21 protein-coding genes, 1 tRNA gene and 2 rRNA genes are annotated in these 18965 nt (G+C 59.3%); 22 read left to right on the top strand and 2 right to left on the bottom strand.

Annotated elements, in window-relative coordinates; genetic code table 11:
- Positions 1–156: ribosomal RNA gene (locus tag F6S08_RS26135) — 23S ribosomal RNA — on the top strand; the annotation flags it as partial.
- Between the two features lie 152 nt (positions 157–308).
- Positions 309–424: ribosomal RNA gene (rrf, locus tag F6S08_RS26130) — 5S ribosomal RNA — on the top strand.
- Between the two features lie 338 nt (positions 425–762).
- Here rrf and F6S08_RS26125 read toward each other — a convergent pair.
- A tRNA-Leu gene (locus tag F6S08_RS26125) sits at positions 763–847 on the bottom strand.
- A gap of 108 nt (positions 848–955) precedes the next feature.
- Between F6S08_RS26125 and queA the strand changes: the two genes are divergently transcribed.
- The 6 genes from queA (at position 956) to F6S08_RS26095 (ending at position 7030) form a co-directional block, all read left to right on the top strand.
- Entirely contained in the window at positions 956–2005 is a 1050-nt protein-coding gene (gene queA / locus F6S08_RS26120; RefSeq protein ID WP_315872528.1) for a tRNA preQ1(34) S-adenosylmethionine ribosyltransferase-isomerase QueA, read from the top strand.
- 5 nt (positions 2006–2010) lie between these two features.
- A complete protein-coding gene (gene tgt / locus F6S08_RS26115; RefSeq protein ID WP_161985738.1) occupies positions 2011–3126 on the top strand; it encodes a tRNA guanosine(34) transglycosylase Tgt in 1116 nt (371 codons plus the stop codon).
- 43 nt (positions 3127–3169) lie between these two features.
- Complete coding sequence (gene yajC, locus F6S08_RS26110; protein WP_003175975.1) at positions 3170–3508, top strand: preprotein translocase subunit YajC; 339 nt, start codon at positions 3170–3172, stop codon at positions 3506–3508.
- A gap of 62 nt (positions 3509–3570) precedes the next feature.
- Positions 3571–5439, top strand: a complete 1869-nt coding sequence (gene secD, locus F6S08_RS26105) for a protein translocase subunit SecD (protein ID WP_027605408.1) — start codon at positions 3571–3573, stop codon at positions 5437–5439.
- A 9-nt stretch (positions 5440–5448) separates the two neighbouring features.
- Entirely contained in the window at positions 5449–6363 is a 915-nt protein-coding gene (gene secF / locus F6S08_RS26100) for a protein translocase subunit SecF (protein WP_065924872.1), read from the top strand.
- Between the two features lie 124 nt (positions 6364–6487).
- Complete coding sequence (locus F6S08_RS26095; RefSeq protein ID WP_015885750.1) at positions 6488–7030, top strand: glycine zipper 2TM domain-containing protein; 543 nt, start codon at positions 6488–6490, stop codon at positions 7028–7030.
- Positions 7031–7138: 108 nt separating this feature from the next.
- Here the strand turns inward: F6S08_RS26095 and suhB are convergent, their stop codons facing one another.
- The gene (gene suhB / locus F6S08_RS26090) at positions 7139–7954 is read right to left on the bottom strand and encodes an inositol-phosphate phosphatase (RefSeq protein WP_003175971.1); all 816 of its coding nucleotides are present in this window, start codon (positions 7952–7954) and stop codon (positions 7139–7141) included.
- A 145-nt stretch (positions 7955–8099) separates the two neighbouring features.
- On the opposite strand from suhB, the gene trmJ reads away from it, so the two are divergent.
- The 14 genes from trmJ (at position 8100) to F6S08_RS26020 (ending at position 18963) form a co-directional block, all read left to right on the top strand.
- Positions 8100–8870, top strand: a complete 771-nt coding sequence (gene trmJ, locus F6S08_RS26085) for a tRNA (cytosine(32)/uridine(32)-2'-O)-methyltransferase TrmJ (protein WP_027605410.1) — start codon at positions 8100–8102, stop codon at positions 8868–8870.
- Positions 8871–8872: 2 nt separating this feature from the next.
- On the top strand, positions 8873–9655 hold the full coding sequence (gene cysE / locus F6S08_RS26080) for a serine O-acetyltransferase (protein WP_065924871.1): 783 nt from the start codon (positions 8873–8875) through the stop codon (positions 9653–9655).
- 240 nt (positions 9656–9895) lie between these two features.
- On the top strand, positions 9896–10387 hold the full coding sequence (gene iscR / locus F6S08_RS26075; protein WP_003194020.1) for a Fe-S cluster assembly transcriptional regulator IscR: 492 nt from the start codon (positions 9896–9898) through the stop codon (positions 10385–10387).
- Positions 10388–10437: 50 nt separating this feature from the next.
- Positions 10438–11652, top strand: a complete 1215-nt coding sequence (locus F6S08_RS26070; protein WP_017530022.1) for an IscS subfamily cysteine desulfurase — start codon at positions 10438–10440, stop codon at positions 11650–11652.
- Positions 11653–11751: 99 nt separating this feature from the next.
- Positions 11752–12138 (top strand): Fe-S cluster assembly scaffold IscU, encoded by a 387-nt coding sequence (gene iscU, locus F6S08_RS26065; RefSeq protein ID WP_028617851.1) that lies wholly within the window; start codon positions 11752–11754, stop codon positions 12136–12138.
- Between the two features lie 28 nt (positions 12139–12166).
- Positions 12167–12490: an iron-sulfur cluster assembly protein IscA gene (iscA, locus tag F6S08_RS26060; protein WP_024077295.1), complete on the top strand. Its 324-nt coding sequence runs from the start codon at positions 12167–12169 to the stop codon at positions 12488–12490.
- A gap of 8 nt (positions 12491–12498) precedes the next feature.
- Positions 12499–13020, top strand: coding sequence for a co-chaperone HscB (gene hscB / locus F6S08_RS26055; protein ID WP_027605413.1), 522 nt, complete (start codon positions 12499–12501; stop codon positions 13018–13020).
- A gap of 53 nt (positions 13021–13073) precedes the next feature.
- Positions 13074–14936, top strand: coding sequence for a Fe-S protein assembly chaperone HscA (hscA, locus tag F6S08_RS26050; protein WP_065924870.1), 1863 nt, complete (start codon positions 13074–13076; stop codon positions 14934–14936).
- A gap of 3 nt (positions 14937–14939) precedes the next feature.
- Entirely contained in the window at positions 14940–15281 is a 342-nt protein-coding gene (fdx, locus tag F6S08_RS26045) for an ISC system 2Fe-2S type ferredoxin (protein WP_065924869.1), read from the top strand.
- 14 nt (positions 15282–15295) lie between these two features.
- On the top strand, positions 15296–15496 hold the full coding sequence (gene iscX, locus F6S08_RS26040; protein WP_065924868.1) for a Fe-S cluster assembly protein IscX: 201 nt from the start codon (positions 15296–15298) through the stop codon (positions 15494–15496).
- 91 nt (positions 15497–15587) lie between these two features.
- Positions 15588–16013 (top strand): nucleoside-diphosphate kinase, encoded by a 426-nt coding sequence (ndk, locus tag F6S08_RS26035; RefSeq protein WP_017846179.1) that lies wholly within the window; start codon positions 15588–15590, stop codon positions 16011–16013.
- A gap of 29 nt (positions 16014–16042) precedes the next feature.
- Positions 16043–17191, top strand: a complete 1149-nt coding sequence (rlmN, locus tag F6S08_RS26030; protein WP_027605416.1) for a 23S rRNA (adenine(2503)-C(2))-methyltransferase RlmN — start codon at positions 16043–16045, stop codon at positions 17189–17191.
- A gap of 12 nt (positions 17192–17203) precedes the next feature.
- On the top strand, positions 17204–17962 hold the full coding sequence (gene pilW / locus F6S08_RS26025; RefSeq protein WP_065947926.1) for a type IV pilus biogenesis/stability protein PilW: 759 nt from the start codon (positions 17204–17206) through the stop codon (positions 17960–17962).
- The gene (locus F6S08_RS26020; RefSeq protein ID WP_065924866.1) at positions 17962–18963 is read left to right on the top strand and encodes a helix-turn-helix domain-containing protein; all 1002 of its coding nucleotides are present in this window, start codon (positions 17962–17964) and stop codon (positions 18961–18963) included. Before pilW ends, F6S08_RS26020 begins: the two co-directional genes overlap by 1 nt.
- The last annotated feature ends 2 nt before the right edge of the window (positions 18964–18965 follow it).

Below are 18965 nucleotides of genomic sequence, written 5' to 3'. Positions count from 1 at the left end.
AAGCATCTAAGCGGGAAACTAGCCTCAAGATGAGATCTCACTGGGACCTTGAGTCCCCTGAAGGGCCGTCGAAGACTACGACGTTGATAGGTTGGGTGTGTAAGCGCTGTGAGGCGTTGAGCTAACCAATACTAATTGCCCGTGAGGCTTGACCATATAACACCCAAGCAATTTGCGTCGAAAGGCCAGATTGCGGTGTGTGAAGACGCAATGAACCGAAAGTTCGAGATTTCACAAAACACCGAAAGCTGTCACATACCCAATTTGCTGAAGCGAGGCCAGCTGGCCACAACTCAGTACCCGAATTTCTTGACGACCATAGAGCATTGGAACCACCTGATCCCATCCCGAACTCAGCAGTGAAACGATGCATCGCCGATGGTAGTGTGGGGTTTCCCCATGTGAGAGTAGGTCATCGTCAAGATTAAATTCCGAAACCCCATTTGCGAAAGCAGGTGGGGTTTTGTTTTGGGCGGTCGGAAAGTGCGAAGAGGCGCCTCGGGAGGGGCTTCAGTGCTAAAGTCCATGCCCATTAAAGGAAACAGGATCTCCGTTCGAAGCGCTAGCAGTACTTTGGGTGGGTCCAGGGTTAACCAAGGGTCGTTTTAGCGTCCTCGCAAAGGCCTGTGAGTGGGCCTGCTGGACTTTATGATGATATGAAGGGGAGTCGCGCTATCTCGCTCTCTGGGAGCTGTCGCGGCCTCAGGGCGCTTTTCTGCAGACGAAAAAAAAGACCTTGAAATTCAAGGTCTTTCTTTAAGATGGTGCCCCGAGGGAGACTCGAACTCCCACTCCTTTCGAAAACGGATTTTGAATCCGCCGCGTCTACCAATTCCGCCATCAGGGCTCAATGGCGGCGAAGTATAGAGATGAGATTACCGTTGGTCAATCACGTTTCATGGTCTATTTTCACTATTTCCGCTAGACTTCCCGGCCCTGCTAGACGAACCCCATCATGCGCGTTGCTGACTTTACTTTTGAACTCCCGGATTCGCTGATTGCTCGCCACCCTTTGGCCGAGCGTCGCGCCAGTCGACTGCTGACCCTGGACGGGGCCAGCGGCACCCTCGCACACCGTCAATTCACTGATTTGCTTGAGCATTTGCGTCCGGGCGATCTGATGGTGTTCAACAATACCCGGGTCATCCCGGCACGGCTGTTTGGCCAGAAAGCATCCGGCGGCAAGTTGGAAATTCTGGTGGAACGGGTGTTGGACAGCCATCGTGTGCTGGCCCATGTACGCTCCAGCAAGTCGCCGAAACCGGGTTCGAGCATCCTCGTCGAGGGTGGCGGTGAAGCCGAGATGGTAGCGCGTCATGATGCGCTGTTCGAACTCCGGTTCACCGAAGAGGTTTTGCCGTTGCTGGAGCGCGTCGGTCATATGCCATTGCCTCCTTATATCGACCGCCCCGACGAAGACTCGGACCGTGAGCGCTATCAAACGGTCTATTCCCAGCGCCTCGGTGCCGTGGCCGCGCCGACTGCCGGGCTGCATTTTGATCAACTGCTGCTGGATGCGATTGCCGCCAAGGGCGTCGAGACCGCCTATGTGACCCTGCACGTGGGGGCCGGCACGTTTCAGCCGGTGCGTGTGGATAACATCGAAGACCACCATATGCATAGCGAATGGCTGGAAGTCAGCCAGGACGTCGTGGACGCAGTTAGCGCCTGCAAGGCGCGCGGCGGGCGGGTGGTTGCGGTGGGCACCACCAGCGTGCGCTCCCTTGAGAGCGCGGCGCGTGATGGCGTGCTCAAACCGTTCAGTGGCGACACCGATATCTTTATTTACCCAGGCCGGCCGTTCCATGTGGTCGACTGCCTGGTGACCAACTTCCATTTGCCGGAATCCACGCTATTGATGCTGGTGTCGGCCTTCGCGGGTTATCCCGAAACAATGGCGGCGTACAAAGCAGCCATCGACAATGGATACCGTTTTTTCAGCTACGGTGATGCGATGTTTATCACCCGTAATCCGGCGCCGCGCGGCCCAGAGGAACAACTATGAGTCGTATGTCGTTTGAATTGCTCGCCACCGACGGCAAAGCCCGTCGCGGTCGCCTGACGTTTCCGCGCGGTACGGTAGAGACCCCGGCATTCATGCCCGTGGGCACCTACGGCACCGTTAAAGGCATGCTGCCGCGTGACATCGTCGCCACCGGCGCCGAGATCATCCTCGGCAACACCTTCCACCTGTGGCTGCGTCCAGGCACTGAAGTGATCAAGAAGCATGGCGACCTGCATGACTTCATGAAGTGGCATGGCCCGATCCTCACGGACTCGGGTGGTTTCCAGGTGTTCAGCCTGGGCGCCATGCGCAAGATCAAGGAGGAGGGCGTGACCTTCGCCTCGCCGGTGGACGGTTCCAAGGTATTCATGGGCCCGGAAGAGTCCATGCAGGTGCAACGCGACCTGGGCTCGGACATCGTGATGATTTTCGACGAGTGCACACCGTACCCGGCTGATGAGGACGTCGCGCGGATTTCCATGGAGCTGTCCCTGCGTTGGGCCCAGCGTTCGAAGAATGCCCATGGCGACAACACCGCGGCGCTGTTTGGCATTGTCCAGGGCGGCATGCATGAAAGCCTGCGCAAACGCTCGCTGGAAGGCCTCGACAAGATCGGTTTTGACGGCCTGGCCATCGGCGGTTTGTCGGTGGGCGAACCCAAGCACGAGATGATCAAGGTACTGGACTACCTGCCAGGCCTGATGCCCGCTGACAAACCTCGTTACCTTATGGGCGTTGGCAAACCCGAAGATCTCGTAGAGGGTGTGCGCCGCGGTGTGGACATGTTCGATTGCGTGATGCCAACCCGTAATGCCCGCAATGGGCATCTGTTCATCGATACAGGCGTGCTCAAGATCCGTAACGCGTTCCATCGCCATGATGATTCGCCGCTGGATCCCACCTGTGATTGCTACACCTGCCAGAACTTCTCCCGTGCTTATCTGCACCATCTGGACAAATGCGGGGAAATGCTGGGTAGCATGTTGAATACCATCCACAATTTGCGTCACTACCAAGTCCTGATGGCTGGTTTGCGCGAGGCTATTCAACAGGGTACATTGGCCGCCTTCGTCGATGCCTTCTATGCCAAGCGCGGGCTCCCTGTGCCGCCCTTGGACTGAGTTTTCCGACCCTAAGATTCACTATTTGCAACTGGAGTGCTAAATGAGCTTTTTTATCTCTAACGCCATGGCTGACGCCGCTGCGCCTGCTGCTGCCGGCCCTATGGGCGGTGGTTTCGAGTGGATTTTCCTGGTCGGCTTCCTGGTCATCTTCTACCTGATGATCTGGCGTCCACAGGCCAAGCGTGCCAAAGAGCAGAAGAACCTGCTGGGCAGCCTGCAGAAAGGCGACGAAGTCGTGACCACCGGCGGCATCGCGGGCAAGATCACCAAGGTTTCCGATGCTTTCGTGGTTCTGGAAGTGTCCGACACCGTGGAAATGAAGTTCCAGAAGGGCGCCATCGCCGCCACGCTGCCAAAAGGCACGCTCAAAGCGATCTAAGTTCCAACCTTTACCAATCGACGGGGCGCGCAAGGCGCCCCGCGTTATAAGCGGGCGGCGTGATGCTGAACAAATACCCTCTGTGGAAATACGTACTGATCCTGGCGGTGCTGGCGATCGGTTTTATTTATTCCGCTCCCAATCTTTACCCTGATGACCCGGCGATCCAGATCACTGGCGCCAGCACTTCGCTGCAGGTCAACCAGGCTGACCTGGAGCGCGCGAGCAAGGCGCTGGCCGACGCGGGTATCCAGGTTAAAGCGGCAACATTGGCAGCTGGTGCGAAGGGCGGGTTGTTGCGCCTGACCAAGCAAGAAGACCAATTGCCGGCAAAAGATGTCGTACGCAAGGCCATGGGTGACGATTACGTTGTTGCCCTGAACTTGGCGCAGACTACGCCACAGTGGTTGCGCAGCATTGGCGCGCACCCGATGAAGCTGGGTCTGGACTTGTCCGGTGGTGTGCACTTCCTGCTGGAAGTCGACATGGACAAAGCCCTCGACGCACGCCTGAAGGTCTATGAAGGCGACGTGAAGAGCCTGCTGCGTAAAGAGAAGCTGCGTTATCGCAGCCTGCCGCAGCTCAACGGTGCCATCCAGCTGGGCTTCTCTGACGAGGCCTCCCGTGAACAGGCCCGTGCGCTGATCCGCAAGAACTTCAACGATTTCGACATCGTACCGGCCGACCTGAATGGTCAGGCGGTACTGCGTCTGGCGATGAGCCCGGCCAAAATCGCGGAAATCCGCGAATACTCCATCAAGCAGAACTTGACCACGGTACGTAACCGCGTCAACGAGCTGGGTGTGGCCGAGCCGATTGTTCAGCGTCAGGGCGCCAACCGCATCGTGGTTGAGCTGCCGGGCGTGCAGGACACCGCTGAAGCCAAGCGTATCCTGGGTAAAACCGCCAACCTGGAGTTCCGTCTTGCGGCTGAGCCGGGTGCTTCCCGTGCAACTTCCGAAGAGTTCGAGTTCCGTGAAGGCAACCGTCCTCCGGCGCTGATCGAGCGTGGCTTGATCATCACCGGTGACCAGGTGACCGACGCCAAGGCCGGTTTCGGCGAGCACGGTACCCCTGAAGTGAACATCCGCCTGGATGGCCACGGCGGCGAACTGATGAGCCGCGCCACGCGCAGCAACGTTGGTCGCAGCATGGCGGTGATCTTCATCGAGCAGCGCCCGGTGACCACCTACACCAAGCAAATGGTCAACGGCGTCGAGAAAGACGTACCGGTGCAGACCTTCAAGGAAGAGAAGAAGATCATCAGCCTGGCGACCATCCAGTCGCCGCTGGGTGCTCAATTCCGCATCACCGGCCTGAACGGCCAGGGCGAATCCTCGGAGCTGGCCCTGTTGCTGCGTGCCGGTGGCCTGGCTGCGCCGATGTACTTCGCTGAAGAACGTACCATCGGCCCGAGCCTGGGTGCCGACAACATCACCAAGGGTATCGACGCGGCCTTGTGGGGCATGCTGTTCGTGTCGCTGTTCATCATCGCCATCTACCGCTTCTTCGGCATCATTGCCACCGTGGCCCTGGCGGGCAACATGGTGATGCTGCTGGCCCTGATGTCGCTGCTGGGCGCTACGCTGACCTTGCCAGGTATCGCCGGTATCGTACTCACCATGGGTATGGCGGTAGACGCCAACGTGCTGATCTTCTCGCGGATTCGTGAAGAGATCGCCGCCGGCATGACCGTACAGCGTGCAATCAACGAAGGCTTCGGCCGGGCATTTACCGCGATTCTCGACTCCAACCTGACCACATTGCTGGTTGGCGGGATTCTCTTTGCCATGGGCACCGGCCCGGTCAAAGGTTTTGCGGTAACCATGTCCCTCGGTATCTTTACCTCGATGTTCACGGCCATCATGGTGACCCGCGCAATGGTCAACCTGATCTTTGGCGGGCGTGACTTCAAGAAGTTGTGGATTTAAGGGGCTGCCATGTTACGTACAATCAACTTCATGGGCGTTCGCAACATTGCGTTCGGCGTCACCTTGCTCCTTACCGTTCTGGCGTTGTTCAGCTGGTTCCATAAGGGCCTGAACTACGGTCTGGACTTCACCGGCGGTACGCTCATCGAGCTGACCTACGAGAAGCCTGCCGACGTCACCCTGGTACGCAGTGAACTGGTCAAGGCCGGCTATCACGAAGCCATCGTGCAGAGCTTCGGTGCGACCACCGACCTGCTGGTGCGCATGCCTGGCGAAGACCCGCAACTGGGTCACCAGGTAGCCGAAGCCTTGCAGAAGGTGGGTGGTGACAACCCTGCGTCGGTCAAGCGCGTCGAGTTCGTGGGCCCGCAAGTGGGTGAAGAGCTGCGCGACCAGGGCGGCCTCGGCATGCTGATGGCGCTGGTCGGTATCATGATCTACCTGGCTTTCCGCTTTCAGTGGAAGTTCGGTGTCGGCGCCATTGTGTCGCTGATCCACGACGTGATCGTGACCGTGGGTATCCTGGCGTACTTCCAGATCACCTTCGACCTGACCGTGCTGGCGGCCGTGCTGGCGATCATTGGTTACTCCCTCAATGACACCATCGTGGTATTCGACCGGGTTCGCGAGAACTTCCGCGTACTGCGCAAGGCGTCGCTGATCGAGAACATCAACATCTCCACCACCCAGACCCTGCTACGGACCATGGCGACGTCGATCTCCACCTTGCTGGCGATCGCGGCGCTGATGATCTTCGGTGGCGACAACCTGTGGGGCTTCTCCCTGGCGCTGTTCATCGGCGTCCTGGCAGGCACCTACTCGTCGATCTACATCGCCAACGTGGTGCTGATCTGGCTGAACCTCAACAGCGAAGACCTGATCCCTCCTGCCGCCACTGGCAAGGAGGTCGACGACCGTCCTTGAGGGGCGCTTGTTGATCTGCTGTTACAAAAAAGGCACGAGTATTGAACTCGTGCCTTTTTTTTTGCTCCAAGGCTGGCTATAGCGCGGATCTTTCGGTCCGTTTGTGATGGTCAGGAGGTTCAACGTGAACAAGTCGTTACTGGTTGGTGCGGTATTGGGTGCTGTCGGTGTAACTGCCGGGGGTGCTGTTGCCACCTACAGCCTGGTAAAAAGCGGCCCTGAGTATGCGCAAGTGCTGGCGGTGCAGCCGGTGAAAACCCAGATTAAAACACCTCGCGAAGTCTGCAAGGACGTCGCAGTGACCCGGCAGAAGCCGGTGCAGGATCAACATCAGATCGTCGGTACGGTGGTTGGTGCGCTGGCCGGTGGCCTGTTGGGTAACCAGGTCGGTGGCGGTAACGGCAAGAAGCTGGCCACTGTGGCCGGTGCGGTCGGTGGTGGTTACGCCGGTAACAAGGTTCAGGAAGGTATGCAGAACCGCGATACCTATACCACCACCCAGACTCGCTGTAACACCGTCAACGACATCAGTGACAAGGTCGTTGGCTATGACGTGCGTTACACCTTGGATGGCAAGGAAGGTTCGGTGCGCATGGATCGTGATCCGGGCGGCCAGATTCCAGTCGACAAGGAAGGGCGTCTCGTCCTGGGCCAGAACCAGCAGTAAGTCTTCTCTTGTATTTGATTTGTGGTGGTGTTGGTATTTAAGCTCACACCAAGCAAATCCCAGGCATAAAAAAAGCACCCCGCAGGGTGCTTTTTTTTGCTCGCTCGCTTAGCGCTTCAGCGAAGCCGGCAGGTGCGGCTGGATCGCCGTCAGTACTGCCTTGAAGCATTTGGTGTTGCCGGCAACGACGTGGCCTTTTTCCAGGAAGTCATGACCGCCGGTGAAGTCGCTCACCAGGCCGCCGGCCTCTTGGATCAGCAGGGCGCCTGCAGCCATGTCCCACTCGGACAGGCCCGACTCCCAGAACGCATCAAAACGACCGGCAGCCACATAGGCCAGGTCCAGGCTGGCCGCGCCAGCACGGCGGATGCCGGCAGTCTGGCCAACCAGGGCGCGGAACATGCCCAGGTAGTTCTCCAGGTTGTCCATCTGGTCGTCACGGAACGGGAAGCCGGTACCCAGCAGGGCGCCATCCAGGCTGGTGCGACCGCTGACGCGCAGGCGACGACCGTTCAGTTGGGCACCACGGCCACGGCTGGCGGTGAATTCTTCCTGGCGAACAGGATCGAGTACTACAGCGTGTTCCAGGCGGCCACGGTATTTGCAGGCAATGCTGACGGCAAAGTGCGGGATGCCGCGCAGGAAGTTGGTGGTGCCATCCAGTGGGTCGATGATCCACAGGTAGTCTTCGCCTTCGCCGCTGCCTTTGTGCAGGCCGGTTTCCTCGCCGAGGATGCCGTGGGTAGGGTAGGCCTTGCGCAGCGCGTCGATGATCTTCTGTTCAGCGGCGCGATCCACCTCGGACACATAATCCTTGGCGTCTTTTTCGTCGACCTTGATGGTATCCAGGCGCTCGATGGAGCGGAAGATCAATTCACTGGCGCTGCGGGCGGCGCGCAGCGCGATATTCAGCATGGGCTGCATGGATGTGTCACCTAAGGTTGTTAAAGAAAGCCGAGCATTCTAGCAGAAACTTTCTTCAGGTGAAGGACGACGTTAGCTTTCATGGCATAACCTTAGGCTGTTCTGTAAGATTTGCTCCCCTTTCCCGTGTCCGAGAGCGCCTACCTTGCTGCAAAACATTCGTGTCGTCTTGGTCAATACCAGTCATCCCGGCAATATCGGCGGGGTGGCGCGAGCCATGAAAAACATGGGGCTGACGCGCCTGGTGCTGGTCGAACCGCGCGTGTTCCCGCACCACGAGGCCGATGCCCGCGCATCCGGCGCCAATGACATCCTGGAAAAAGCCCAGGTGGTCGCCACTCTGGAAGACGCCTTGGTCGGCTGCAACCTGGTGCTTGGCACCAGCGCCCGTGACCGCCGCATCCCCTGGCCGCTGCTGGATCCGCGTGAGTGCGGTACCAAGGTAGTGGAAGAGGCGGCCGGCGGTGCTGAAATCGCCCTGGTATTCGGCCGTGAAGACTCCGGCCTCACCAATGAAGAGCTGCAACGATGTCATTATCACGTGCACATTCCATCAGACCCTGGGTTCAGTTCGCTGAACCTCGGGGCAGCGGTGCAGGTGTTGAGTTACGAAGTGCGCATGGCCTGGCTGGCCGCTGAAGGGCAGCCGAGCAAGGTAGAGAAGGATGAAGTGGCGTCGACCAAGAGTGGCGAACTGGCCACCATGGACGAGCTGGAGCGGTTCTATGAGCACCTGGAGCAAACCCTGGTGGCCATCGAATTCCTCGATCCGGAAAAACCTCGGCACTTGATGGCGCGCCTGCGCCGCCTGTACGGGCGCAGCTCGGTCAGTCGAGCGGAAATGAATATATTGCGTGGCATCCTCACGGAAACCCAGAAAGCGGCCCGTGGCGAGCTTCTTAAGCGGAAGGATTAAAAATGTTCGAGCGTTTGCGAGAAGATATCCAGAGTGTTTTCCATCGTGACCCGGCGGCGCGCAACGCCTTTGAGGTGCTGACCTGCTACCCGGGCATGCACGCGATCTGGATCCATCGCCTGTCCGGCGCCTTGTGGAATATGGGCTGGAAATGGTTGGCGCGGCTGGTGTCGAACTTCGGCCGCTGGTTGACCGGGATCGAGATTCACCCAGGTGCCAAGGTGGGACGTCGCTTCTTTATCGATCACGGTATGGGCATCGTCATTGGCGAGACTGCCGAGATTGGTGACGACGTGACCCTCTACCAAGGCGTGACATTGGGCGGCACCAGCTGGAACAAGGGTAAGCGCCACCCGACGCTGGAGGATGGTGTGGTGGTGGGTGCGGGCGCCAAGGTGCTTGGTCCGTTCACCGTAGGCGCTGGCGCCAAAGTCGGCTCCAACGCCGTGGTGACCAAGGCCGTGCCGGCCGGCGCCACTGTAGTGGGGATTCCGGGGCGGATCATCGTCAAGCCGGAAGTGGGCGATGAGCAGGAAGCCAAGCGCAAGGCCATGGCCGAAAAAATCGGTTTCGATGCCTACGGTGTCAGCGAAGACATGCCCGACCCTGTCGCGCGCGCCATCGGCCAGTTGCTTGACCACCTGCAAGCGGTGGACGGCAAGCTGGACGGTATGTGCGGCGCGCTGAAGGAATTGGGCAGCAGCTACTGTGCGAAAGACCTGCCTGAGCTGCGCGAAGAGGACTTCGCCGAGATCAAGAGTGAGCCCGCCACCAAAGCTGGCTGAGATCTCACATTTGCTGCTAGGCCCATGTGGGAGGGGGCAAGCCCTCTCCCACATTTGATCGCCATTGGTCTCGATATCGAGCCGTCGCCGCGCTGCCGCTGTTCGTCCTCGCCCCGTCCTGCTATGATTCGCGCGCCCTTTTTACGGGTAATCCTGACTAAAGTACTAGGTCTTATAGTTGACTTAAATACTCGGGAATCGCATACTTGCTCCCATTCTGAAACACCTTGGTACTTGTCCATGAGACTGACTACAAAAGGCCGATACGCGGTGACCGCCATGCTTGATTTGGCCTTGCACGCGCAAACTGGGCCGGTGTCCCTGGCCGATATCTCCGAGCGCCAAGGCATTTCCCTGTCCTACCTTGAGCAGCTGTTCGCCAAGTTGCGCCGTAGCAATCTGGTCTCCAGTGTGCGTGGGCCGGGCGGCGGCTATCAGCTGTCCCGCGACATGCAGGGCATCCAGGTGGCCCAGGTGATCGACGCGGTCAACGAATCCGTCGACGCGACCAAGTGCCAGGGCCTGGGTGACTGCCACGCCGGCGACACCTGCCTGACGCACCACTTGTGGTGTGACTTGAGCCTGCAGATCCATGAGTTTTTGAGTGGTATCAGCTTGGCTGATCTTGTGACTCGCCGTGAGGTGCAAGAAGTAGCCCAGCGTCAGGACCAGCGCCGTTGCAATACCAAGGCGCCGCGTCTGGACAAGATCGAAGCGTCCGCCGTCGAGTGACAGCCGAAGAGCTAACGGCACGCCAGCCAGCCTGATTTAGGAGAAAGTCCATGAAATTGCCGATTTACCTTGATTACTCAGCGACCACCCCGGTTGATCCGCGTGTCGCGCAGAAGATGAGCGAGTGCCTGCTGGTCGACGGAAACTTCGGCAACCCGGCCTCCCGTTCCCACGTTTTCGGCTGGAAAGCCGAGGAAGCGGTCGAGAACGCTCGTCGCCAGGTTGCCGACCTGGTTGGCGCAGATCCGCGTGAAATCGTCTGGACCTCCGGTGCCACCGAGTCCGACAACCTGGCTATCAAGGGCGCGGCGCATTTCTACGCGACCAAAGGCAAGCACCTGATCACCACCAAGATTGAGCACAAGGCTGTCCTCGACACCATGCGCCAACTGGAGCGTGAAGGTTTCGAGGTCACTTACCTTGAGCCAACCACCGACGGTATCGTCACCCCGGCCATGATCGAAGCCGCGCTGCGTGAAGACACCATCCTGGTTTCCGTGATCCACGTGAATAACGAAATCGGTACCATCAACGACATCGCGGCCATCGGCGAGCTGACTCGCTCCAAAGGCATCCTGCTGCACGTCGACGCTGCTCAGTCCACCGGCAAGGTCGATATCGACCTGTCCAAGCTGAAAGTCGACCTGATGTCGTTCTCGGCCCACAAGACCTATGGCCCCAAAGGCATCGGCGCACTGTACGTGAGCCGCAAGCCACGCGTGCGCATCGAAGCCACCATGCACGGCGGCGGTCACGAGCGCGGCATGCGTTCGGGCACCCTGGCGACCCACCAGATCGTCGGCATGGGCGAAGCCTTCCGCGTAGCCAAGGAAGACATGGCTGCCGAAAACGTACGTATCAAGGCCCTGAGCGATCGCTTCTACAAGCAGGTCGAGAACCTTGAAGAGCTGTACATCAACGGCAGCATGACTGCCCGTGTACCGCACAACCTGAATTTGAGCTTCAACTATGTCGAAGGCGAGTCGCTGATCATGGCGCTCAAGGACCTGGCGGTTTCGTCCGGCTCGGCCTGTACCTCGGCTTCGCTTGAGCCTTCGTACGTACTGCGCGCCCTGGGCCGCAACGACGAACTGGCACACAGCTCGATCCGCTTTACGTTCGGCCGCTTCACCACCGAAGAGCAAGTCGACTACGCCGCGCAGAAGGTTTGCGAAGCCGTCAACAAGCTGCGCGTCCTGTCGCCGCTGTGGGACATGTACAAAGACGGTGTCGATATTTCCAAGATCGAGTGGGCGGCACACTAACTATAGAAGCCGCCACCCAAGCTCTGTAGGAACGTGGCGGAAAACGCAGGCGTTTCTACAGGGTTCCAGAGCGGCCCTGATGAGTGAGGATTCAGTACCATGGCTTATAGCGAAAAGGTCATCGACCACTACGAAAACCCGCGCAACGTCGGCAAGATGGACGCGGAAGACCCTGATGTCGGCACCGGCATGGTCGGCGCTCCGGCGTGCGGCGATGTGATGCGCCTGCAGATCAAGGTCAACGACGCTGGCGTTATCGAAGACGCCAAGTTCAAGACTTACGGTTGCGGTTCGGCCATCGCCTCCAGCTCCCTGGCGACCGAATGGATGAAAGGCAAGACCCTGGATGAGGCTGTGACTATCAGCAATACCCAGCTGGCCGAAGAACTGGCCCTGCCTCCAGTGAAAATCCACTGCTCCGTGCTCGCAGAAGACGCCATCAAGGCGGCCGTTCGCGACTACAAGCAGAAGAAAGGCTTGATCTAAGCATTTGGCGACGAGTAAGGAGTCAACGATGGCTATCAGCATGACAGAAGCGGCTGCGCGGCACGTGCGACGCTCCCTGGATGGGCGCGGTAAAGGTGAGGGGATTCGTCTGGGTGTTCGCACCACGGGCTGCTCCGGCCTTGCCTATGTGCTGGAGTTCGTCGACGAGGTGGTTGATGAGGACCAGGTGTTCGAAAGTCACGGCGAGAAAGTGATCATCGACCCTAAAAGCCTGACTTACCTGGACGGCACCGAACTCGATTTCGTCAAGGAAGGGTTGAACGAAGGCTTCAAGTTCAACAACCCCAACGTACGCGGTGAATGTGGCTGCGGCGAAAGCTTCAACATCTGAGGCTATTCGTGGGTACTCCTTGTCATTTCGCTTTATTCGAGCTGCAGCCGAGTTTTCGGCTGGACCTCGAGCAGCTTGCCACGCGCTACCGAGAATTGGCGCGTGGGGTGCATCCGGACCGCTTCGCTGACGCTTCCGAGCGTGAGCAGCGCTTGGCGCTGGAGCAATCGGCCAGCCTCAACGAAGCCTATCAGACGCTCAAAAGCCCACCGAAGCGCGCGCGTTACCTGCTCGCGATGAACGGTGGCGAGTTGCCCCTGGAAGTGACCGTGCACGACCCGGACTTCCTGATGCAGCAGATGCAGTGGCGTGAAGAGCTCGAAGACCTGCAGGACGAAGCCGATGTGGCGGGTGTCGCGGTCTTCAAGCGTCGTCTGAAAGTTGCCCAGGATGAGCTCAACGAAAGCTTCGCAGCCTGTTGGGACGATGCAGCGCAACGTGAACAGGCCGAGCGCCTGATGCGGCGCATGCAGTTCCTCGACAAGCTCACCTACGAAGTGCGCCAGCTGGAAGAGCGCCTCGACGATTAACCCAGTGTGCTGCCCGTGATGCGCGCCTGATAGACAGATAAGACCTGATTACCATGGCTCTACTGCAAATCGCCGAACCCGGCCAAAGCCCTCAACCGCACCAGCGTCGCTTGGCGGTGGGGATTGACCTGGGTACCACCAATTCCCTGGTTGCTGCCTTGCGCAGCGGCCTGTCCGAGCCGCTGCCCGACGCTGACGGCCAGGTGATCCTGCCGTCCGCCGTGCGCTATCACGCTGATCGCACCGAAGTCGGTGAGTCGGCCAAGTTGGCGGCGTCTACCGATCCTTTGAACACCGTGCTGTCGGTCAAGCGCTTGATGGGTCGTGGCCTGTCCGACGTCAAGCAATTGGGCGACCAGCTGCCGTACCGCTTTGTCGGTGGTGAATCCCATATGCCGTTCATCGACACGGTCCAGGGCCCGAAAAGCCCGGTGGAAGTGTCGGCGGATATCCTCAAGGTGCTGCGCCAGCGCGCGGAAACCACGCTGGGTGGCGAACTGGTCGGTGCGGTGATCACCGTCCCGGCGTATTTCGATGATGCCCAGCGCCAGGCCACAAAGGACGCGGCGAAACTCGCCGGCCTGAGCGTGTTGCGCCTGCTCAACGAGCCGACTGCTGCGGCCGTGGCCTATGGCCTGGACCAGCATGCCGAAGGCCTGGTCGCTATTTACGACCTGGGTGGTGGCACTTTTGATATTTCGATCCTGCGCCTGACTGGCGGCGTGTTCGAAGTACTGGCTACCGGTGGCGATACAGCGCTGGGTGGCGATGACTTCGACCACGCCATCGCGGGTTGGATCATCAGCAGCGCCGGCTTGTCCGCTGACCTGGATCCGGGCGAGCAGCGTAACTTGCTGCAAACGGCCTGTGCCGCCAAGGAGGCGCTGACTGACGCTACTTCTATTGACGTTTCCTACGGCAGTTGGTGCGCCAAGCTGACTCGCGAAGCCTTTGATTCGCTGATCGAACCGATGATCGCCCGCAGCCTGAAAGCCTGCCGTCGTGCCGTGCGTGACTCCGGTATCGAGTTGGAAGACGTCGGTGCCGTGGTCATGGTCGGCGGTTCAACCCGTGTGCCAAGGGTTCGCGAAGCCGTGGCCGAAGCCTTTGGTCGCCAGCCGCTGACGGAAATCGACCCGGACCAGGTGGTCGCCATCGGCGCCGCCATCCAGGCCGATACCCTGGCCGGCAATAAGCGCGATGGCGGCGAACTGCTGCTGCTTGACGTGATCCCGCTGTCCCTGGGGCTGGAGACCATGGGCGGGCTGATGGAGAAGGTGATTCCACGGAACACCACCATCCCCGTCGCTCGCGCCCAGGACTTCACGACCTATAAAGATGGTCAGACGGCGATGATGATTCATGTGCTGCAAGGCGAGCGCGAGCTGATCAGTGACTGCCGCTCCCTGGCGCGCTTTGAATTGCGCGGCATCCCGGCCATGGTCGCGGGTGCGGCGAAGATTCGCGTGACCTTCCAGGTCGACGCCGACGGCCTGCTCAGCGTCGCCGCGCGCGAGCTGGCGTCCGGCGTGGAGGCCAGCATCCAGGTCAAGCCGTCCTACGGCCTGACTGACGGTGAAATCGCCAAGATGCTCAAGGATTCGTTCCAATACGCCGGTGACGACAAGGTCGCGCGTGTACTGCGCGAGCAACAAGTGGATGCCCAGCGCCTGCTTGAAGCGGTGCAGGGCGCCCTGGATGCCGACGGCGAGCGTTTGCTGGATGCCGAAGAGCGCATGGTCATCGACCTGCAGATGCAGGAGCTGGCCGAACTGATGAAAGGCAACGATGGTTACGCCATCGAGCAGCAGACCAAGCGCTTGTCGCAGGTCACTGACGCCTTTGCTGCCCGCCGCATGGATCAGACGGTAAAAGCCGCACTGGCCGGGCGCAACCTGAATGAAATCGAGGAATAATTAATGCCGCAGGTCATTTTTCTGCCACACGCCGAGCATTGCCCGGACGGTATGGTTGTTGAGGCTGAGACCGGCAAGTCCATCCTCGAAGTTGCCCATGACAACCACATCGAGATCGAAAGTGCCTGTGGTGGTGTGTGCGCCTGCACCACCTGCCACTGCATCATTCGCGAAGGCTTCAGTAGCCTGGAAGAGGCCGATGAGCTGGAAGAGGATTTTCTTGATCGCGCCTGGGGCCTGGAAGCCACTTCTCGCCTAAGCTGTCAGGCAAAGGTCGGGACTGAAGACATCACCGTCGAAATTCCGAAATATTCGCTCAACCATGCGGCCGAAGCGCCGCACTGATTCAAGGAAGTGTCATGAGTCTTAAATGGGTTGATGTGCAAGAGATCGCTATCCTGTTGGCCGACGGCAACCCGGATACGGATCCCTATTCCCTGAATTTTGTTGCTTTGCGTGACATGGTCATGGCCTTGCCAGGCTTTGATGATGAGCGCGATCGCGGTGGCGAAAAGGTCCTGGAAGCTATCCAGACTGCCTGGAAAGAAGAGCAGGACTGACGCCTCCCTTACGCAGTTAGGCAATACCCAAGAACCCGCGTATAATTCGCGGGTTTAATTTTTCGTAAATTACCGTTTCTGGAGTTACACCATGGCTGTTCAACGTACTTTCTCCATCATCAAGCCTGACGCTGTTGCAAAAAACGTCATCGGCGAGATCACCACTCGTTTCGAAAAAGCCGGCCTGAAGGTTGTAGCTTCGAAACTCAAGCAACTGTCCAAGGCTGAAGCTGAAGGCTTCTACGCTGAGCACAGCGCTCGTGGCTTCTTCGGCGACCTGGTTGCCTTCATGATCTCCGGTCCTGTTGTTGTTCAGGTTCTGGAAGGCGAAAACGCCATCGCTCTGAACCGTGAGCTGATGGGCGCTACCAACCCTAAAGAAGCCGCTGCCGGCACCATTCGTGCTGACTTCGCTGACTCCATCGACGCCAACGCTGTTCACGGTTCGGACTCCGAAGCCGCTGCTGCTCGCGAAATCTCGTACTTCTTCGCAGCTACCGAAGTAACCACTCGCTAAGCATCGGCTTAAAGAGTGAGGGTGAATCCATGACGACATCGACTGTAAAAACCAACCTGCTGGGTCTGACTCAACAGGAAATGGAAAAATTCTTCGACTCAATCGGGGAGAAGCGTTTCCGTGCCGGTCAGGTAATGAAATGGATTCACCACTTTGGCGTCGACGATTTCGACGCCATGACGAACGTCAGCAAGGCCCTGCGCGACAAGCTCAAGGCTATTGCTGAAGTACGTGGCCCCGAAGTGGTCAGCGAGGACATCTCCAGCGACGGCACCCGTAAGTGGGTGGTGCGCGTAGCGTCCGGCAGCTGCGTCGAGACCGTGTACATTCCCCAGGGCAAGCGCGGTACCTTGTGCGTTTCGTCCCAGGCAGGCTGTGCCCTGGACTGCAGTTTCTGCTCCACCGGCAAGCAAGGCTTCAATAGCAACCTCACTGCCGCCGAAGTGATCGGCCAGGTGTGGATTGCCAACAAATCCTTTGGCAGCGTCCCGGCGACCGTCGACCGTGCCATCACCAACGTGGTGATGATGGGCATGGGTGAGCCGCTGCTGAACTTCGATAACGTCATCGCAGCCATGCACCTGATGATGGACGACCTGGGCTACGGCATCTCCAAGCGCCGTGTGACCCTGTCGACCTCCGGCGTGGTCCCGATGATCGATGAGCTGGCCAAGCACATCGACGTCTCCCTGGCGTTGTCGCTGCACGCACCCAATGACGCATTGCGTAACCAATTGGTGCCGATCAACAAGAAGTATCCGCTTAAGATGCTGCTCGAATCCTGCCAGCGTTATATGGCGACCTTGGGCGAAAAACGTGTGCTGACCATTGAGTACACCATGCTCAAGGATGTTAACGACAAGGTCGAACACGCGGTCGAGATGATTGAACTGCTCAAGAACACCCCGTGCAAGATCAACCTGATTCCGTTTAACCCGTTTCCACATTCTGGTTACGAGCGGCCAAGCAACAACGCCATTCGCCGTTTCCAGGATCAACTGCACCAGGCCGGCTACAACGTCACCGTGCGCACCACCCGTGGTGAAGACATCGACGCCGCCTGTGGTCAATTGGTCGGGCAGGTGATGGACCGCACCCGCCGCAGCGAGCGCTATATCGCCGTGCGTGAATTGAACGCCGCCGACGATCTGCCGCAAATTGCTGTGAATCGAATCTGAGAGAGGATCTCTATGCCCTTGCGCCTTGCGCTGCTTTTGCTTGTTACCGGCCTCGCCGCCGGTTGTGTTTCATCGGGCCATGACAGCCCTTTGCAAACCGGCAAGGGCCGTGACGAGGCGCGGGTTGCCTATGTGCAACTGGGGTTGGGTTACCTGCGCCAAGGCATGAGCGAGCAGGCCAAGGTGCCGTTGAAAAAAGCCCTTGAACTGGACAGCGACGATGCCGACGCCAACGCTGCGCTGGCCCTGGTGTTCCAGGCCCAGGCCGAGCCTGAACTGGCTGACCGGTATTTCAACAAAGCCCTGGCCGCACGGCCTGCCGATCCGAAATTGCTGAACAATTACGGCAGTTTCCTGTTCAAGCAAAAGCGTTTTGGCCAGGCCGCCCTTTATTTCCAGCAAGCCAGTACCGATACCCTCTATCCTGAGCGCGCGCGGGTGTTCGAGAACCTTGGGGTGACCTCGATGCGCCTCGGCCAGCGCGACAGCGCACGCCAGCAGCTGGAAAAAGCCCTGCACTTGAATGGCCATCAGCCACGAGCGCTGCTCGAAATGGCTGAGTTGTCCTACGAAGACAGGCATTATGTGCCGGCACGTGACTATTACGAGCGTTTTAGCCTGCTCAGCGGGCAAAATGCACGTAGTCTATTGCTCGGCGTGCGCCTGGCGACGGTTCATGAAGAACACGACACGGCCGCACGTTTTGGCCAGCAACTCGAACGACTCTATCCCGGTACGCCGGAATATCAGCAATACCTGTCGGAGCAATGATGAAAGCGGCGCACCCGGAAGTTGTAGCAGCTAATCGCGTAAACCCAGGCGACACCTTGCGTCAGGCCCGCGAAAGCAATGGTTGGTCGCTGGCGGAAGTGGCCCTCAAGCTCAATTTGACCACCACCTCCCTGGGCAACCTTGAGGCCGGCGCATTCGACAAGCTGCCTGGGCATACCTTCGCCCGTGGTTATATCCGCGCCTACGCCAAGTTGCTGGGCATCGACCAGGCCGTGTTGGTCCAGGAATTCGACCAGTTCACCGGCACCGACTCCCAGGGCAGCAATGTGCATGGCCTGGGTCGCATCGAAGAGCCGGTGCGGGTTTCCCACACAATCCTGCGGATTGTCAGCCTGTTGTTGCTGATCGCCGTGATCGGCGGCGGTTTCGTCTGGTGGCAAGACCAGACGTCCCAGCGCAGTAAAGACCTGACCAGCAACGCCATGGAGCACGTCGAAGTCGAGAGCGCCGACGGCACCACCCAGATTCATCCGCTGGATGAGCCGGAAGACCAGGCCGTTGCCCAAGGCCAGGCTGCCCCCGAAACCCCGGCCACCGCTGAGCCGTCCGAACCGGAAAGTGCCCCGACCGCTGCCGTACCGGCCCCAGTGACACCGGCCACGCCAGCCCATACCCCCGCGGCTCCGGTTGCCCAGGCTCATACACCGGCTGCTCCGGTCCCGGCGCCAGCGACTACGGCGCCAACCGCTCCGGCAGCCCCGGCGATTTCACCACCCACCACCCCTGCGTTGATCGCCGGTGACGGGCGTGTACAAATTACCTTCGTCGCTGACTGCTGGACGCAAGTCACCGATGGCAACGGCAAAGTGCTGGTCAGTGGTCTCAAGCGTAAGGGCGATACGCTCGACCTGGGCGGCAAGCCTCCTTTGACGCTGCGTCTGGGCTTCGCCCGTGGCGCGCAAGTGGCCTACAACGGCCAGCCTGTAGACGTAGCGCCGTTCACCACTGGCGAGACCGCTCGCCTGAAGTTGGGACAATAGTC

The sequence above is a fragment of the Pseudomonas sp. JV449 genome (assembly GCF_032424295.1).
GTDB lineage: Bacteria > Pseudomonadota > Gammaproteobacteria > Pseudomonadales > Pseudomonadaceae > Aquipseudomonas > Aquipseudomonas marginalis.
The sequence above is the reverse complement of the archived record's forward strand: the minus strand, read 5'-3'. Positions and strand labels throughout refer to the sequence as shown.

Coding starts and splice junctions, on each gene's coding strand:
- queA (WP_315872528.1), top strand. CDS start 956: ATGCGCGTTGCTGACTTTACTTTTGAACTCCCGGATTCGCTGATTGCT.
- tgt (WP_161985738.1), top strand. CDS start 2,011: ATGTCGTTTGAATTGCTCGCCACCGACGGCAAAGCCCGTCGCGGTCGC.
- yajC (WP_003175975.1), top strand. CDS start 3,170: ATGAGCTTTTTTATCTCTAACGCCATGGCTGACGCCGCTGCGCCTGCT.
- secD (WP_027605408.1), top strand. CDS start 3,571: ATGCTGAACAAATACCCTCTGTGGAAATACGTACTGATCCTGGCGGTG.
- secF (WP_065924872.1), top strand. CDS start 5,449: ATGTTACGTACAATCAACTTCATGGGCGTTCGCAACATTGCGTTCGGC.
- suhB (WP_003175971.1), bottom strand. CDS start 7,954: ATGCAGCCCATGCTGAATATCGCGCTGCGCGCCGCCCGCAGCGCCAGT.
- cysE (WP_065924871.1), top strand. CDS start 8,873: ATGTTCGAGCGTTTGCGAGAAGATATCCAGAGTGTTTTCCATCGTGAC.
- iscR (WP_003194020.1), top strand. CDS start 9,896: ATGAGACTGACTACAAAAGGCCGATACGCGGTGACCGCCATGCTTGAT.
- F6S08_RS26070 (WP_017530022.1), top strand. CDS start 10,438: ATGAAATTGCCGATTTACCTTGATTACTCAGCGACCACCCCGGTTGAT.
- iscU (WP_028617851.1), top strand. CDS start 11,752: ATGGCTTATAGCGAAAAGGTCATCGACCACTACGAAAACCCGCGCAAC.
- iscA (WP_024077295.1), top strand. CDS start 12,167: ATGGCTATCAGCATGACAGAAGCGGCTGCGCGGCACGTGCGACGCTCC.
- hscA (WP_065924870.1), top strand. CDS start 13,074: ATGGCTCTACTGCAAATCGCCGAACCCGGCCAAAGCCCTCAACCGCAC.
- fdx (WP_065924869.1), top strand. CDS start 14,940: ATGCCGCAGGTCATTTTTCTGCCACACGCCGAGCATTGCCCGGACGGT.
- iscX (WP_065924868.1), top strand. CDS start 15,296: ATGAGTCTTAAATGGGTTGATGTGCAAGAGATCGCTATCCTGTTGGCC.
- ndk (WP_017846179.1), top strand. CDS start 15,588: ATGGCTGTTCAACGTACTTTCTCCATCATCAAGCCTGACGCTGTTGCA.
- rlmN (WP_027605416.1), top strand. CDS start 16,043: ATGACGACATCGACTGTAAAAACCAACCTGCTGGGTCTGACTCAACAG.
- pilW (WP_065947926.1), top strand. CDS start 17,204: ATGCCCTTGCGCCTTGCGCTGCTTTTGCTTGTTACCGGCCTCGCCGCC.
- F6S08_RS26020 (WP_065924866.1), top strand. CDS start 17,962: ATGAAAGCGGCGCACCCGGAAGTTGTAGCAGCTAATCGCGTAAACCCA.